Origin of the sequence: Nostoc sp. 'Peltigera membranacea cyanobiont' 210A (assembly GCF_002246015.1) — a bacterium.
GTDB lineage: Bacteria > Cyanobacteriota > Cyanobacteriia > Cyanobacteriales > Nostocaceae > Nostoc.
The window spans coordinates 1-16,110 of record NZ_NOLJ01000021.1 but is presented as its reverse complement, the minus strand read 5'-3'; the positions used below and the strand labels follow the sequence as shown (position 1 = coordinate 16,110).

The following is a 16,110-nucleotide window of genomic DNA, read 5'->3' as shown; positions in this document are numbered from 1 at the left end:
TAAAGATTAACAAATTCGTGGTAATTGGTCGCCTACTAACATATCAACAATCCTTTCAGCACCAAAAGCTGTTTTTAATAATACGATACCTGGGGGTGAAGGAATAACTTCGCCAATAATACAAGCATCTTTGCCTGCTGGGTGGGATTTCATAGCTGATAAAACATTTTCAGCATTCTTTTTTGGAACCACTACAACTAACTTACCTTCATTAGCTAAATACAATGGGTCTAAACCGAGAATTTCGCAAACTCCGTTGACTTCTTCACGCACAGGAATAGATTCTTCAAAAAGACGAATACCCACATCGGAACTGAGGGCGAATTCATTTAATACTGTGGCTAAACCTCCACGTGTGGCATCTCGCATAGCATGAACTTGTGGACATACATGGAGAATAGTTTCTACTAAACTATGTAACGGCTGACAATCACTTTCAATATTAGTATCTAAGGCTAATTCGCCACGGGCGATTAAAATTGCTGTCCCATGATTGCCTATTTCACCATTAATTATTATGGCATCTCCAGGTTTAATGTTGTGGGCAGAAATGTTAACTCCTCGTGGGATAATACCAATACCCGCAGTATTAATAAAGAGTTTATCGGCAGCACCACGATGTACAACTTTTGTGTCACCAGTAATAATTTGAACACCCGCTTTTTCTGCGGCTGCTTTCATACTGTTTGCAACACGGCGTAAGGTTTCAACAGGTAATCCTTCTTCTAAAATGACGCTGCAAGTTAAATATAAAGGTTTAGCACCGCTAACAGCTAAATCATTAACTGTACCGTTTACAGCTAATTCTCCTATATCACCACCGGGGAAAAATAACGGGTCTACAACATAAGAATCTGTTGTAAATGCGAGTCTGTCTCCTTGTTGAAGGAGAGGGGTTAAGTTGAAGCTGGCTTGGTCTTCTAATTGTGAGAGAATTGGGTTATCAAAATTGCTGACAAAGATATCATCTATTAAATCACGCATGGCTTTACCACCGCTGCCATGTGCGAGAGTTATATGAGTGTCTTGCACTTTACTTTTGCGGCGGCGGACTTGTTCTATTTTTTGGAATAGGGGATTTTTTATTGGGTTTGTGGGGGGGAAATTCATATTAAATTTTTTTTAAACGCAAAGGAACGCAAAGGAAAGCGCGGAGGTACGCGGAGTATTATTCTGAGGAGAAGCCGCAGGCTGGGAGGGGTTCTTGAGTTATTTTTGGCTTTTGGGCAATTGTTCTTTTGGCAATTGTGGAGAGTCGCCCGTATTTGTAATAGGCTGCACAAGCACCTTCGGAAGATACCATGCAAGTACCGATTGGTGTTTCTGGTGTGCAAGCTGTACCGAATACTTTGCACTCCCAAGGTTTTAAGACTCCTTTGAGAATTTCTCCACATTTACAAGCTTTATGATCGGCTACTTTGAGGTTAGGAATGGTAAATTTAAGTTCGGCATCAAATTGGGCATATTCAGGTTGAATTTTTAATCCTGAATAGGGGATGTCACCTAAGCCTCGCCAATCAAAACTATCTCGGACGGCGAAAACTTTATTTATAGCTTGCAGTGCTACTGTGTTCCCAGTTTTTTCTACAATTCGGTTATATTGATTTTCAACTTCACAACGATTTTCTACTAGCTGTTGCAATAGCATCCAAATTGATTGGAGAATATCTAAGGGTTCAAATCCTGATACGACAATTGGCTTATTATATTGTTGGGAAATAAATTGATATGGGTCGGTGCCAATTACCATACTGACATGGCCAGGGCCAACAAATCCATCCAGTTGTAAGTCGGGATTATCTAATAGTGCTTTGAGGGCGGGAATCACGAGAACGTGATTGGAAAACATACTAAAGTTAGGAATTTTTTCGGCTGCGGCTTGCAGGATGGTGAAGGCGGTGCTGGGGGCTGTGGTTTCAAAGCCTAAGGCGAAGAAGACCACTTCTTTGTCGGGGTTATCTCTGGCAATTTGCAGGCTATCTAGGGGAGAGTACACCATACGGATGTCTGCGCCTTGTGCCCTGGCTTGCAGTAATGTGGTGTTGGAACCAGGAACTCGCATGGCGTCGCCAAAGGTGGCAAAAATGACGTTATGATTTTGAGAGATTGCGATCGCATCATCTAATCTCCCTTTTGGCATCACGCATACTGGACAACCAGGCCCATGAATTAGTTCGATGGCTTGGGGTAAAATTTCTTCGATGCCGTATTTAAATATGGAATGAGTATGTCCGCCACATACTTCCATGATTTTGATGGGTTTTTCTAGCTGGTGGGATAATTTAGCGATTTCGCGGCGTAAGGCTTCTGCTTTTTCCGGTTCGCGGAATTCATCAACATATTTCATAAGGATTGGGAAATAGTAGGTTTTATGTCAATATGGATTTCTTTCTTCTCTCTGTGCCCTCTGCGCCTCTGCGGTTCGTTAAATTAAGTACCAATCCCTGCTTGCGCTGCTGCTAATTCTTGAAATAGTTGTAATGTTTCTGCTGCTTCTTGTTCGTTAATTCGATTCATGGCAAAGCCAACATGGACTAACACCCAATCGCCAATACAAGCTTCAGGAGGATGTTGTTCATCTACGATGCAGGCAATATTTACTTCGCGCTTCACACCACCAATGTTAACTAGGGCTAGTTTATGGTTAACGTTGGTAATTTCTATAATTTGTCCGGGGATTCCTAAGCACATTTTTTTATTTTTAAGATAAACGAACCGCAGAGGCACAGAGAACGCAGAGAGAATTATTTGTGATAACAAGTTTGTCAAATATCAAGACTTATGTATTAATTGTGCGGCTGCAATCACTGCTTGTCCTAAAGATAACCCGCCGTCATTAGCTGGAACTAAGCTGTGAGTAAGTACTTTTATCCCCAATGTTTGTAATTGTTTGGTAACTTGCTCTAACAATATACAGTTTTGAAATACTCCTCCTGTTAGCGCTACTTGAGAAATCAGATTTTCTTGAGAAAGATACTTAACCATTTCCACAATGGCATTTGCTAAACCTTTGTGGAATTTGGCAGCCATAACTGGTTGGGGAATCTGCTGCTGTAAGTCATTAAGCAAGGCTTGCCACATTGGACGCGGGTCTATACAATAAATACTATCTGAAAAGCTAAAGTTAAAAGGATATATTAGCGTTTCTTTATCATTATTTAAGCTACTAACATCTACTATAGCTTCCATTGCGATCGCAGCTTGTCCTTCATAGCTACATTCATCTCTATAAATACCGATAGCTGCTGCCACTGCATCGAACAATCGCCCCACTGATGAAGCTGGAGGAGAGTTAATTCCTTTCTCTATAAGTTGATTGAGTAGTTTAAGTGGCTTGTTTTTCAAAAACTTAAATATTTCTAAATCAGTATATTTTTGTTCGCAATCATCCCAAAGGTTAGCAGCTAATAATTGGGCATAAGTATTACGCCAAGGCTGAGAAATAGCTTGTTCGCCACCAATCATTGCTACTGGTTTAAATGTTGCTAGGCGTTTAAATTTTCGGTAATCTGCTAAAAGAAATTCTCCACCCCAGAGTGTGCCATCGTCGCCGTAACCTAAACCATCTAAAGCAATGCCTAATATTGGAGGCGAATCTAAAGGAATTTCATTTTCAGCCATGCAAGCGGCGATATGGGCATGATGATGTTGAACTGGATAAACTTTGATTTTATTTGTGTTCGCAAGTTCTTTACCAAGTTTGCTTGAGAGATATTCAGGATGTTTATCAATGGCAATTATTTCTGGTTGATGCTCAAATAAATTTAAGTATAAATTTAAAGTTTCTTTGTAAGCGTTGAAAGCGGCAGCATTTTCTAAATCTCCTAGATGTTGAGAGATAATTGCTTTTCCTTCACGCAATAGGCAAAAGGTATTTTTTAACTCACTACCCATTGCTAAAATTGGCGGTACATTCTGAAATCCTGGTGGTAAACTAATTGATGCTGGTGCATATCCTCTGGCACGGCGAATTGTTTGAACTTTATCACCAAGAACACGCACAACAGAATCATCTACCCGATTAATAATCTCTCGATTGTGAAAGAGAAAATAATCAGCAATTGTTCCTAATTTTTCTCTTGCCTCGTCATTATCAATACATTGTGGTTCATCAGCAATATTGCCACTTGTTAAAACAATTGGGCGATTCATCCGCCGCAGAATTAAATGATGCAGGGGCGTATAAGGAAGCATGAAGCCAAGGGTATTTTGCCCTAATGCTACTGACGATGCTAATTGTTTTTTATCTGAAGCTTGTAATAAAACAATTGGTGCAGCAGAACTTGTTAATAATTCTTTTTCTTTGGCGTTGACAATACAATATTGTTCAATTATCTCAACATCCCGCGCCATTAAAGCAAAGGGTTTATGATAGCGCTTTTTTCGCTGACGCAGTTTTTGTACAACGGTTTCCTGTGTTGCATCACAAGCTAGATGAATACCACCTAACCCCTTAATTGCCACAATCTCACCTTTTTGCAACAAGCTACAAACGGCATCGACATCATCCAACATCGAAAACATGGAAGCAGTAACCGATTTACCATCAGCGCGTTCTAACCAAGCTGTGGGGCCGCAAACATGACAAGCGACAGGTTGGGCGTGAAAACGGCGATTTTCGACATCGTGGTATTCCTTTCCACATTCTGAACATACGACAAACGCAGACATACTGGTATTACATCTGTCATAAGGAATGGCACGAATAATACTCAGGCGGGGGCCGCAATGAGTGCAATTAGTAAAGGGGTAACGATAAAAGCGGCTAAAAGGGTCGAATATTTCTTTCTGACACTGTGGACAAGTGGCGGCATCAGGGGTAATTTCTGTTTTAATGGCATTACTGACACTACTAGAAATCACGAAATTATCAAATTTAAATTCACCTTCATAAATAGTTCTAGTTAGTTGATTAATTCTTGCCAACGGTGGGCATTCTATTTGCAATCTGGCAACAAATTCTGTTATTGCTTCCTCACTACCAGATACCCGAATTAAAACACCTTGTCCATCATTACAAACATCTCCACGTAAACCACAGGCTTTAGCCAGACGATATACAGTAGGGCGAAATCCTACTCCTTGAACAGTACCACGAACTCTAATTTCTTCAGTCGGCATATAAATCTGACTTTACAAAATTACGAATTACGAATTATTAAACTGCCACAGCAAAATTCGGTTATTTCCAGAATCAGCTATCACTGCTGTATTGCCACAAATTTTTATCCCGTAACACCAATTTAAGCTATCTCTTTTTGGTAGTCCAAAATTACGATTTTCACCTTTGCTTTGAAAATTTATTTGTCCTGCTAACCCATCTGCCACTGCACCTTGCAGTGATAAAATCGATTCTAGCTTTCTCCATCCTAACAACCGGGAATTAGCAGTATCTGCAACTACTAACCAGTCGCCAGCCACCCCAACACCATAAGGCATACTCAGACTACTAGCACTAGGATAATAAACTCCTTGATTCATTTCCACGAAATCAAAGCTTTTTTGTCCTAAAACCACTGCACAAGGGGTATTATTTTCTGTTGGTATTCCCTGCCAAATCATCACTCGATGATTACCTGCATCGCTGATAACCAAATTTTTTCCCCAAAGGGTGATATCGTGACACCAACGCATACTCGCTGCGGTTGCAGAAGCACCGCCGTTTTCATCGCGAGATATCATATCTGGTTGTCCCAAAACTACATCAGCAGGTTGACCATTTTCTGTTGGTAACTGGTGCCAAATTAATACCCTTCGATTACCAGTATCGGCAATAAATAGCCGTCCTTGATGATAGAAAACAGCATAAGGCCAGTGCATTGTACTGGCGGATGCTTGTTGACTTCCCCGATTTGGTTCATTATCGATAAAATTAGCTTGTCCTAACACCAAATCGGCTGGAACATTGTTATCTTCTGGTAAGTTTTTCCAAATTAAAACTCGATGATTCCAAGCATCTGCTACGGCTAACCCTTCACCACAAGCACAAATTCCAGTTGGTACACTTAAAGTTGCACTTCCTGGTGTACTTTTAGCATTTTGTCCTTCATGATAAAAATCAGGTTGTCCAATTACCCAATCAGCAGGTTGACTATCTGTTGTGGGTAATTTTTTCCATCCTAATAATCGATGATGTCCGGTATCTGATACCCATAAAGGGCCGGTTTTTGATAACAAACAAGCACCACGAGGCCCAAACATTGTTATGGGACTAGGTGCTACAGGTATCACTAATTGTTGTGGTTCAATAATGTTGCCTAAAATTACCTCTGCACCTTGAGGTGATAGAGGTAAATATTGAGAAATTTCTGTTGCTTCTAGCGGTAATTGTGATATGGGATTAATTTTGATTGGGATATCCATGAACCGCAGATAGACGCTGATAATTATTTAAAAACATTAATGCTGATTAGCGTGTAACAACGGTAACGGTTTTGCATTATGCTTTTTTCAAATTAAGTGAAAAATTTTAAGAAATTTCCGTATTAATCAATCTAAAAGAATTATAAGTTTCTGCCAGTAGCTTTTACTACAATGCAATTTTTGGCATGAGTGCGCGATGTACTGAAAAAAGAAAGTCAAAGGGCATTTTGAGTAAGTGAAAGTTAGTTTGACTTGCGGAAAACACCAAAATGAGTAAGTCAAAGCTTATTTGACTTGCGGAAAACACTAAAATGAGTAAGTCAAAAGGCATTTTGAGTAAGTCAAAGTTGATTTGACTTACGGAAAACACCAAAATGAGTAAGTCAAAGGGCATTTTGAGTAAGTCAAAGTTGATTTTGCTTTCTCAAAACCCTAAAATGAACAACTTAATTACATAAATCAGAAAAAAATCTAGTCTATTGACAAAGCATTTAGGCATTTTGCTTACAGTAAAGACTAAAGTGAATGTGCAAAATACTGATGTGAAAAAGCAAAGTATAGCGGTTCTCGGTTCAGTGAGGTACAAGAACCCCACCCCCAACCCCCTCCCCGCAAGCGAAGAGGGGGCTAAGATGTACCTCATGTGATTAGGAAACGCTATAGCTGTGATTTTCTAATTGCCAAGTATATTTGCTGATACAGCAATTTGCAAGTAAATGTCGAATTACCCCCCTTAATCCCCCCGATGCATTGGGGGGAAACAAGAAATCTAGTTCCCTCCCCTTTATAAGGGGAGGGTTAGGGTGGGGTAATTCGACAGACTGGTTGTAATTCGATAACTTGTGTATACACGTATTATTATGTGCATCTTCATACAGAATTGGTATAACTCCCCTGCTTATCCGAACCTGCCTCCTAACTCAAAACCCTTAGTCTTTGTAATTCATGCAAAAGAGAACTGTTGTATGTTAGCTTTGCATCATGATTGTTGCAGTTTTACAAAAACCTTATCGTCTTTAATTTTTACCGGATAGGACTGAAGTGAAACATCCGGTGCTGTTAAGCATTCACCTGTCTCTAACTTGTACTGAAATCCGTGAGAAGGACAGCTGATAATACCATTTTCAACTTTACCTTTATCTAGAGCAGATCCTAGATGAGGACAAGCATTTCGGTAACATTTTACTGTAATACCTTGACGGTGTAAAATCAGGGAATTACCAGAAAGTTGTACTGCCAATATACTAAATTCAGGAATTTGATCGATAGTTGCCACTTTGATCCAAGTAGAGGTTATTTTTGATGAAAATGGACTAATTAAACCAAAACTTGCGTTGTTAATTGTAGGGTTATGATTAACCGCAACTACTTTGGTAATTTCGGGACAATGATTTTTGATTGCCTGTTCTACTCCCTGAGATAAAGTTAAAGTAGAAGCCGGACAACTGCTGCAAGTTCCAATTAATCTGACTTCTACTGTATCTGGAGGTTTAATTGCTACTAGTTCTACATCTCCATTATGGCTTTTTAAGCCTGGGCGAACTTCTTCAATGGCTGTTTGAATTCGTTGTGCTAATGGTGGTTTTGGTGGTTTTACTAGTTCGTGATAAAGCAGTACTGCGTATACTACCTCATCATTAACAGCATGACGCAATGCTAACATTGATTCTTGCTTGAGGCTTTTAATTAAATTAGTCAATGCTGCTTTGTGCAAAGCTTCAATTGCTGTTTTTAGACCGACTGCTACACACCTTTGGCTTTCATCCCATTCGGATATAATTGCCTCAAAGCGGTTAATTTCCTGAATTAATTCTTCAAGGTTTGTCATTAGTCATTAGTCACTTGTACTGAGTTTTGACACTTCGACAAGCTCAGTGCATCGCTGCGCGGTAATCGAGCGAAGTCGAGATTTAACTACCGCGCAGTCGTTGGCGTAGTCTCTGTCTGCGACACGCTGCGCGAACGTAGAGAAGTATTAGTCATTGGACAAAAAAGTTCAGAGTACTGCTAACAGCACTCAGCACTCATCAGGGGCATTGGTTATTCCTAAATTACCAATGACAAATTACTTCGTTTTAAAATCTTTGAGGAGAAATGGCATAATCAAGCCTGTCACTAAGCTAGATAATGTTATTGGTAGGTAGAAGGGAATATCAGCTTGTGCAAATAACACTAGCAGTAACGAACCGATAGCGGTTGCGATGGCAGTTTTTTGGACGAAATATATAGGGTCGCGTAGTAATTTTCCTTTGAAAAATAACTTAGCAGAAAACCACCCAAGTTCTAACATATTTCCTCCTAATAATGTGTCAATAAATTAAGTATGGCAAACCCTAATAGGATTGCAGGAATTACACCAGCAGGGGCAAACAAAGCGCCAACCATTGCTGAAAGCTGATAGCCGATATCTTTTCCAGCTAACAGCATTCCACCAATGGCACCGCCAAGCATAGATAAGGCTGTTGCTACAAGTATCCACACTAATCCTGTTATTATGTTCAAGTCGCCATCTGCTAAACTTGTGAGAAAATCTCTCACAGAAGGGTTTGTTAAAATATCTCTCATGCTGTTTTGTTCTCCTTATGATGAGGGGGTGGATGAGGGAGAATAATCAATGCTCAATGCCCTATTTCTACTTCAATATCTTGTAAAGCTTGGGCTACTATCTCTGCTTGTTCTATTTGTTGATTTTGGGTAAATATTTCTAAAGCTTGTTGATAGTAAACACGAGCTTTTGAGAGATTATTAGGATTACCCGCTTCTGGTTTTTCTGAGTCATCGGGTAAGTTGAATAAGGCGTTGGCTTTGTTTGAAATTGTGTTAGCGTATTCTAGAGGTGTATCTTGGGAATTACGCACTTTTAGCGCTTCATCATAAGCTGCGATCGCACGTAAGTTATTTTCCACAGGATGGGAACTCACTAAATATTGCAAAGCGTTACCCAAGTTGTTTTGCAACATCGCATATTCTCTGGGATGATCGATCAGATTAATATGCTTGAGTGCGACCTCAAATGATTGCACAGCTAACCCTTGACGCAAGTATTCTCGTTCTGATGCCAGTGGCATAGAAAGGTAAGCGATCGCAATATTGTTATATAAAATCGCGTATTCTTGGGGGTAATCTTCCCAAGTGAACACTCGCAAAGCCTCATGATAAGCCTGGATGCTGTCGGTTATCCGCGCCAAATTGAAGGGCACTAGTGACTGCAACACTAGCCCAAAATTCATCTGCGTCTCTGCTACTTCCTCTGGTGAAGCTAATTCCTGTAAAATTGGCAGTGCTTCTTCATAACCTGCTTTCGCTTGCGTCAGCAGTTGGTAATCAGCATCCGGTATTGCTTGTAATGTCCCTGACATCCCCACTTGCGCCCTGGCTTTCAGTAGGGGATACTCCTCGCCACACATTTCATAAGCCCGGTAATATAAGCCAACTGCATTCCGCAAGTCTTGGGCTGTTTTGGGCTTTTTTTGAAAACCTTGTGCGATCTCAATCAGCATTTGGATTTTTTCCTCTGCTGAGGCTGACTCCGATGCAACAGCTGCTACCGCAGCTTTCACCGCCGAATCTGTAATGCTGGGGGTCATAACTCTGCCGTACTCTAGCCAATTGGGAATTGAGTCCAACACCCATGAACGATCGAAACACGCGATCGCATTTCATCACGGGCCATACTGATTTACGCAGGCTTCGAGTCCTTTAGGCGGAATTCCCCTTTTTGTCTGAGATTAGGGATTAGTGACTGGGGAAAAGTTTTCCAAATACCTAGTACCCAATCCCAAATCCCCAATCTCTAAAATATAAAACACCCTATTTCTAAAATTCTAGGGGGAAATTGCTAATATTAATGTCAGCTTTAAACACCTAATATTTTTAAAATACTTTTTGTATCATCACTCGACACAATCCAAATATTCTTTATTGAATTGTTGACATACATATATGCACTATCTTACCAGCTAATTTTTGTATACTCCAAAGATTTGCCACGGGATCGTCGAAGTGTAAAATATATTCATCAACTGTAAAACAAGCTCCCTTGAAAACAGATAGCATCTTCTATCGGATCTTTCAGAGTATCCCCACTACTTTCTTTGAACTGATTAACCAACCGCCTCAACTAGCCAGTGTTTACCAATTTTCTTCAGTAGAAGTCAAACAACTAGCTTTTAGAATCGATGGCGTTTTCCTCCCAAATGCAGCAGAACTACCCATTTATTTTGCCGAAGTGCAATTTCAACCAGACAAAAAGTTCTACTCGCGTTTATTTACCGAAATCTTTAACTATCTCGACAAAACCGAATTAACCAACAATTGGCGTGGTGTTGTCATCTACCCCAACCGTAGCGTTGATACTGGAGATACCGAAAGATATACCGAATTACTCAACTCACAACGAGTGACTCGCGTCTATCTTGACGAATTAAGCTCAATTGAGACATCATCAATCGGCATAGAGACAGTTAAACTCATCATCGAACCCGAATCAACCGCGACAACAAGAGCGATCGAAATAGTCAACAGTGCTAGAGAGCAAATTCTAGATGTCGCTACTATTAGGGAAATTATACAATTGATAGAGACAATATTAATCTACAAGTTGCCGCGATTGACCCAGGAGGAGATCGGAAAAATGTTTGGATTAAATGAGTTAAAGCAAACTAGATTCTACCAAGATGTTTTTGCAGAAGGTAAACAAGAAGGTATACAAGAAGGTATACAAGAAGGTAAGTTAGAAACGATACCTCGCTTATTAGCGTTGGGTTTAAGTATTGAGCAGATAGCTCAAGGCTTAGGCTTGGACGAACAAGTTGTTAGGCAAGCTGCACAACCAAAATCTTAAAAAAACTGATGGCTGATGGGGTGCAAAGTCTTGCACCCTGATATTTTGTTGAATTTGATTTAGCTATTGCATTAAAATGTGACGGCTTAAAATACAATACGGTTCAGTTAAGGGTTATTAGTGTAGACAATTGGTATTTGAAGACGCGATAAATCGCGTCTCTACATGAGGGTTTTTGGCTTATATGAACTGTATTGGCTTAAAATATTCATCCTTTCGTACAGATTGATACTTGGCAATAATTGTTATTAATAATTTTAAAGCTTTAACCGCAATAAACTAAGCATATTTATTTTATTGAATGCGAGGAGTTAAAATCAAAAAACATTTTTGTATTTGTTAAAGATGTTACATATATAACAGACATAGCCCTTTAAAATAATCTTAATTAAATCTAAGCTATTGCTAATGATTAATTCTTTTTTAATGAAAGTGAATTAAATAAAAAAATATCTTAAAATAAAAAAATAAATATTGATAAGCAGGTGAGACTTTACAAGCATTATCACCTACATCATGCATGGTAAACAATAGAAAAATGCATAGCCGATGACTAACGTACTATGGCTACAAGGTGGTGCTTGTTCAGGCAACACCATGTCATTTCTCAATGCCGAAGAACCGACAGTCTGCGATTTAATTGCCGACTTTGGCATCAATTTACTTTGGCATCCATCTTTGGGAGTTGAACTAGGCAACAACTTGCAAACACTGCTGCGGGATTGCATTTCTGGGACAATTCCCCTAGATATCTTGGTATTTGAAGGCAGTGTTGTTAACGCCCCCAACGGTACTGGTGAATGGAATCGGTTTGCCGATCGCGCCATGAAAGATTGGTTGGCAGACCTCACCAAAGTTGCTAAATTTATTGTCGCCGTGGGAGACTGTGCAACCTGGGGAGGAATTCCCGCCATGTCACCCAACCCCAGCGAATCGGAAGGTTTACAATTTCTCAAACGTCAAGAAGGCGGCTTTTTAGGGAAAGATTTTCTTTCACAAGCCGGATTACCTGTAATCAATATACCTGGATGTCCCGCCCATCCCGACTGGATTACGCAGATATTAGTTGCGATCGCTACTGGACGCATAGCAGATATTGCTTTCGATGAACTAAATCGTCCCCAAACCTTCTTCAACACCTATACCCAAACAGGTTGTACCCGCAACGTCCACTTTGCCTACAAAGCCTCAACCGCCGAATTTGGTCAGCGTAAAGGTTGCCTATTTTATGACTTGGGTTGTCGCGGCCCCATGACCCATTCTTCCTGCAACCGCATCTTATGGAACCGCGTCTCTTCCAAAACTCGCGCCGGAATGCCTTGTTTAGGTTGCACAGAACCAGAATTTCCCTTCTTTGATCTCAAACCAGGAACCGTATTTAAAACCCAAACAGTAATGGGAGTTCCCAAAGAATTACCGCCAGGATTCAACAAAAAAGACTACGCCTTACTCACAATGGTCGCGAAAGACGCAGCACCAACTTGGGCAGAAGAAGACTTTTTTACAGTTTAGTCATTAGTCATTAGTCCTTTGTCATTTGTGAAAAACCAATGACCAATGACCAATGACCAATGACAAATGACCAATGACAAAGGACAAATAACAAATGGGAATTCAATCATTAGACATTTCGCCCGTCGGTAGAGTTGAAGGCGATTTAGATGTCCGAGTCGATATTGAGAATGGGCGGGTAGTCAACGCCTGGACACACGCCGAACTTTTTCGCGGATTTGAAGTTATCCTGCGCGGTAAAGACCCCCAAGCCGGATTAATCGTTACACCTCGCATTTGCGGAATTTGCGGCGGTTCTCACCTAACTTGTGCTTCTTGGGCATTAGATACAGCTTGGGAAACAGAAGTTCCGCGCAATGCAATTTTGGCCAGAAATCTCGGTCAAATTGTCGAAACAATCCAAAGCATCCCCCGCTACTTTTATGGTTTGTTTGCCATTGATTTAACCAATAAAAAATACCGCCATAGTCGTTACTATGAAGAAGCCGTTAGACGCTTTGCCGCCTTCACAGGCAAATCTTATGAATTAGGCATAACAATTTCCGCGAAACCTGTAGAAATTTATGCACTATTGGGCGGACAATGGCCTCATTCTAGCTACATGGTTCCTGGTGGTGTGATGTGCGCCCCAACACTAACAGATATTACCCGTGCTTGGGCACTTCTCGAATATTTCCGCACCAATTGGCTAGAACCAGTGTGGTTGGGTTGTTCTTTAGAACGCTATGAACAAATCCAAACTTATGATGACTTCAGGGAATGGTTAGATGAAGACCGCAATCATCGAGATTCCGACTTAGGTTTTTATTGGCGGATGGGTTTAGATATCGGCTTAGATAGATATGGCGCTGGTGTTGGTAAATATGTGACTTGGGGATATTTAGCCCATGAAGATAAATACCAAAAGCCGACCATTGAAGGACGAAATGCGGCGATGATTATGAAAAGTGGAGTGTACGACAGCTTCGCAGACACTCACGTTTTAATGGATCAGTCATTTACCCGCGAGAATACAACTCACTCTTGGTACGATGAAGGGACAGAAAATATTCACCCTAGCGATCGCACCACTAAACCCACTGCAATCAATACCAAAGACTTCGATAACGCCTACTCTTGGTCGAGTGCAGTCCTTCACAAAGACTTCGGACGTTTGGAAACTGGCCCCTTAGCGCGTCAATTAGTAGCCGGTGGTAAACATGGCGAATCTTGGCAACACTACGACGGATTTATCCTCGATGTCTTCAAACGAATGGGTGGTGCTAGTATTCATGTGCGTCAACTTGCACGAGTTCACGAACTTGTCAAGTTATATCGGCAAGCTGAACACTGTTTGCGCGAATTCAAATTAAACGACCCTTGGTATATCAAACCCAAAGAAAAAGATGGCAAGGGTTGGGGTGCAACGGAAGCAGCACGCGGTTCCTTATCTCACTGGGTGGAAATAGAGGGCGGTAAGATTAAGAACTACCAAGTTATTGCCCCAGGTACTTGGAATATCGGCCCTCGTGACGGTGAAGGAATCCGCGGTCCCATTGAAGAAGCGTTAATTGGGACACCCATTTACGATTCTAGCGATCCGGTGGAAGTTGGTCATGTGGCGCGATCGTTTGATTCATGTTTAGTGTGTACAGTTCACGCCCATGATGCTAAGACTGGTGAAGAGTTGGCACGTTTTCGGACTGCTTAAATCAATGAACAGTTATCAGTTATACAGGTGATGATGAAACTGATAACTGATATTTTTTTATCAGTTAGTGTAGATGTGTAGTGGTTTTTTACTACGAGCGTATTCTGGGCTTTCTTTTTTGATTAGGCTTTGTAGAGTTATTAGAAACGTCAGCAATTTCTACCTCAGAGCTAGTAGTAGGGACTTGTTCAATAATGACTTGTTGATGCTCATCTACAACAAGGTTGTCTACTTGTACTACCTGTACTTTCTCTAGTACTTCTTCTGATTCCGATGTAGCTGACTCCTTTGCTTGAGGTTCATCGGGAGTTTCTTCTTGACTAGCTAAAAGCCCTGCATATTTGATTATTTCTAAGCCCTTCTGAAATCCAATGTAGTCATCAATCGTTTTACTCATATCAATCTCAAGCTTGTAATCACGTCGCAGATTTTGAAGTGCATTCTTAATTGCTTCAATTTCCTTAATTGCTTCATTGTCTATATTGTTCTCTAAAATAACCTCAATTTCATCAAGAAGGATAACACCATCTTCACGCCTTGCTGAAATAGGATGAAGTGCTATGAAATCCTTTTTTAAACGCTCAATTTTTTGGGATAGCCTTTCGTCTGTTAATCTCTGCTGGGCACGGCGCTGCATAATGTTCAATTTCTTAAACAAAACTCTAAAGTTTTTTTCAAAAACTTGAAGTGCGTCAGATTGATGCTTATCCAGTGAATCTCGTTTCTGCTTCCACTCATTTACAACTTGAATAACATTTCTCGCAAAGCCAACCTTATTAATTTGTAAGTCTTTGTCAGGAAACTCTAACAGACTTGCCTGTATAGCATCAAGGATAGTTTGATTAGCAATTTTTTTTAAAACTAAATCTTCTGTCAGAAAGCAAAACTCTGTTTCATCTAATTGTAGAAACTCTTTCAAGTAAAACTTCGTTGCTTGTATACAAATAGACAAGGGAATAATATCTTCTATTTCAATCTTTACTGTCAGAGGATCAGTTACTAAAGAAAATTCTTCTTTTAGATCAGTAAGCTGAAGAATAAATTGCTCTTTAAGCACAGGTCTTCTATGTTGACCACCTTTACCTAACAATTGCCTTTTAGCTTCGTTTCCACTATTGTCACTGTCCAGCAGAACAATTACTGCTGGCTGTTCAACATCCCGTCCACGGGCTAAATAGACTAAATAAGGAATATGCGATGCTGAACCTGACTGAACAATAGTAATTTGGTTTAAATCTAAAGTTTCTAAATTAGGCGCGCCATTTGCTCGAAGATATGTTGTAGCTCCTGCAATGAGAATTTGGTCGGAAATACCTTCAACCATTAAATTACAATTGCCGATGAAAGCTGTTTCGCCAACATAAGCACCAATTGAAGACCTTAGAGGTTCATAATGGTTTTTAGCAGCATCTTTCACTACTCGCGTTCCTTCATCCTCATTTCCCTTCCGCAAAACCCGAATGCGTTCAGCATGATTCTTGTCAATTAAAAAGGGAGAGTGGGTTACGTAAACTACTTGGATAGGATGAGTTAAATGTGAACCTTGTGCCGGAATTGCAAACAGGTCAAATACTTGGTTCTTCAGCTACTTTTATGGAGAATTAATAGAAAAGTGCCAGTTTAATAAACTGCGTAAGCGAAAATTGTTAAAGTTACGAAAGCCATACCCAAGTCTTTTAATTAACTTGAGTTTATTATTAAT

At 40.3% G+C, this 16,110-nt stretch carries 14 protein-coding genes; 3 read left to right on the top strand and 11 right to left on the bottom strand.

Annotated features, from left to right (window positions below; genetic code table 11):
• Nucleotides 1-6 precede the first annotated feature (6 nt).
• The 9 genes from hypE to CDG76_RS35360 all read right to left on the bottom strand — a co-directional run bounded on the left by hypE (nucleotide 7) and on the right by CDG76_RS35360 (nucleotide 9,950).
• A complete protein-coding gene (gene hypE / locus CDG76_RS35405) occupies nucleotides 7-1,110 on the bottom strand; it encodes a hydrogenase expression/formation protein HypE (protein WP_094353482.1) in 1,104 nt (367 codons plus the stop codon).
• Nucleotides 1,111-1,168: 58 nt separating this feature from the next.
• The gene (gene hypD / locus CDG76_RS35400) at nucleotides 1,169-2,347 is read right to left on the bottom strand and encodes a hydrogenase formation protein HypD (protein WP_094353481.1); all 1,179 of its coding nucleotides are present in this window, start codon (nucleotides 2,345-2,347) and stop codon (nucleotides 1,169-1,171) included.
• Nucleotides 2,348-2,430: 83 nt separating this feature from the next.
• Nucleotides 2,431-2,691, bottom strand: coding sequence for a HypC/HybG/HupF family hydrogenase formation chaperone (locus CDG76_RS35395; protein WP_094353480.1), 261 nt, complete (start codon nucleotides 2,689-2,691; stop codon nucleotides 2,431-2,433).
• 81 nt (nucleotides 2,692-2,772) lie between these two features.
• Complete coding sequence (hypF, locus tag CDG76_RS35390; protein ID WP_094353479.1) at nucleotides 2,773-5,121, bottom strand: carbamoyltransferase HypF; 2,349 nt, start codon at nucleotides 5,119-5,121, stop codon at nucleotides 2,773-2,775.
• 27 nt (nucleotides 5,122-5,148) lie between these two features.
• Nucleotides 5,149-6,363 carry a hypothetical protein gene (locus CDG76_RS35385; RefSeq protein WP_094353478.1) on the bottom strand — a complete coding sequence of 405 codons (1,215 nt, stop codon included), beginning with the start codon at nucleotides 6,361-6,363 and terminating at the stop codon, nucleotides 5,149-5,151.
• 979 nt (nucleotides 6,364-7,342) lie between these two features.
• Complete coding sequence (locus tag CDG76_RS35375; RefSeq protein ID WP_094353476.1) at nucleotides 7,343-8,191, bottom strand: NifU family protein; 849 nt, start codon at nucleotides 8,189-8,191, stop codon at nucleotides 7,343-7,345.
• 237 nt (nucleotides 8,192-8,428) lie between these two features.
• A complete protein-coding gene (locus tag CDG76_RS35370) occupies nucleotides 8,429-8,653 on the bottom strand; it encodes a hypothetical protein (protein ID WP_094353475.1) in 225 nt (74 codons plus the stop codon).
• An 8-nt stretch (nucleotides 8,654-8,661) separates the two neighbouring features.
• On the bottom strand, nucleotides 8,662-8,928 hold the full coding sequence (locus CDG76_RS35365) for a hypothetical protein (RefSeq protein WP_094353474.1): 267 nt from the start codon (nucleotides 8,926-8,928) through the stop codon (nucleotides 8,662-8,664).
• 53 nt (nucleotides 8,929-8,981) lie between these two features.
• Nucleotides 8,982-9,950 (bottom strand): hypothetical protein, encoded by a 969-nt coding sequence (locus CDG76_RS35360; RefSeq protein WP_094353473.1) that lies wholly within the window; start codon nucleotides 9,948-9,950, stop codon nucleotides 8,982-8,984.
• A gap of 452 nt (nucleotides 9,951-10,402) precedes the next feature.
• On the opposite strand from CDG76_RS35360, the gene CDG76_RS35355 reads away from it, so the two are divergent.
• From CDG76_RS35355 to CDG76_RS35345, 3 genes are all read left to right on the top strand, one after another.
• Nucleotides 10,403-11,206, top strand: coding sequence for an Rpn family recombination-promoting nuclease/putative transposase (locus CDG76_RS35355; RefSeq protein WP_094353472.1), 804 nt, complete (start codon nucleotides 10,403-10,405; stop codon nucleotides 11,204-11,206).
• 549 nt (nucleotides 11,207-11,755) lie between these two features.
• Entirely contained in the window at nucleotides 11,756-12,718 is a 963-nt protein-coding gene (locus CDG76_RS35350) for a hydrogenase small subunit (protein ID WP_094353471.1), read from the top strand.
• Between the two features lie 94 nt (nucleotides 12,719-12,812).
• Nucleotides 12,813-14,408, top strand: a complete 1,596-nt coding sequence (locus CDG76_RS35345; RefSeq protein WP_094353470.1) for a nickel-dependent hydrogenase large subunit — start codon at nucleotides 12,813-12,815, stop codon at nucleotides 14,406-14,408.
• Between the two features lie 91 nt (nucleotides 14,409-14,499).
• Here the strand turns inward: CDG76_RS35345 and CDG76_RS35340 are convergent, their stop codons facing one another.
• Both CDG76_RS35340 and CDG76_RS36825 read right to left on the bottom strand, forming a co-directional pair.
• Nucleotides 14,500-15,825, bottom strand: a complete 1,326-nt coding sequence (locus CDG76_RS35340; RefSeq protein ID WP_223265540.1) for a hypothetical protein — start codon at nucleotides 15,823-15,825, stop codon at nucleotides 14,500-14,502.
• Between the two features lie 174 nt (nucleotides 15,826-15,999).
• On the bottom strand, nucleotides 16,000-16,110 hold a 111-nt coding region (locus CDG76_RS36825; protein ID WP_143854227.1), incomplete at its 5' end, for a transposase.

Excerpts from the sequence above, each read along its gene's own strand:
- CDG76_RS35385 (WP_094353478.1), bottom strand. The coding sequence starts at position 6,363 with ATGGATATCCCAATCAAAATTAATCCCATATCACAATTACCGCTAGAA.
- CDG76_RS35345 (WP_094353470.1), top strand. The coding sequence starts at position 12,813 with ATGGGAATTCAATCATTAGACATTTCGCCCGTCGGTAGAGTTGAAGGC.
- CDG76_RS35360 (WP_094353473.1), bottom strand. The coding sequence starts at position 9,950 with ATGACCCCCAGCATTACAGATTCGGCGGTGAAAGCTGCGGTAGCAGCT.
- CDG76_RS35350 (WP_094353471.1), top strand. The coding sequence starts at position 11,756 with ATGACTAACGTACTATGGCTACAAGGTGGTGCTTGTTCAGGCAACACC.
- CDG76_RS35375 (WP_094353476.1), bottom strand. The coding sequence starts at position 8,191 with ATGACAAACCTTGAAGAATTAATTCAGGAAATTAACCGCTTTGAGGCA.
- CDG76_RS35395 (WP_094353480.1), bottom strand. The coding sequence starts at position 2,691 with ATGTGCTTAGGAATCCCCGGACAAATTATAGAAATTACCAACGTTAAC.
- hypE (WP_094353482.1), bottom strand. The coding sequence starts at position 1,110 with ATGAATTTCCCCCCCACAAACCCAATAAAAAATCCCCTATTCCAAAAA.
- CDG76_RS35365 (WP_094353474.1), bottom strand. The coding sequence starts at position 8,928 with ATGAGAGATATTTTAACAAACCCTTCTGTGAGAGATTTTCTCACAAGT.
- CDG76_RS35370 (WP_094353475.1), bottom strand. The coding sequence starts at position 8,653 with ATGTTAGAACTTGGGTGGTTTTCTGCTAAGTTATTTTTCAAAGGAAAA.
- hypF (WP_094353479.1), bottom strand. The coding sequence starts at position 5,121 with ATGCCGACTGAAGAAATTAGAGTTCGTGGTACTGTTCAAGGAGTAGGA.
- hypD (WP_094353481.1), bottom strand. The coding sequence starts at position 2,347 with ATGAAATATGTTGATGAATTCCGCGAACCGGAAAAAGCAGAAGCCTTA.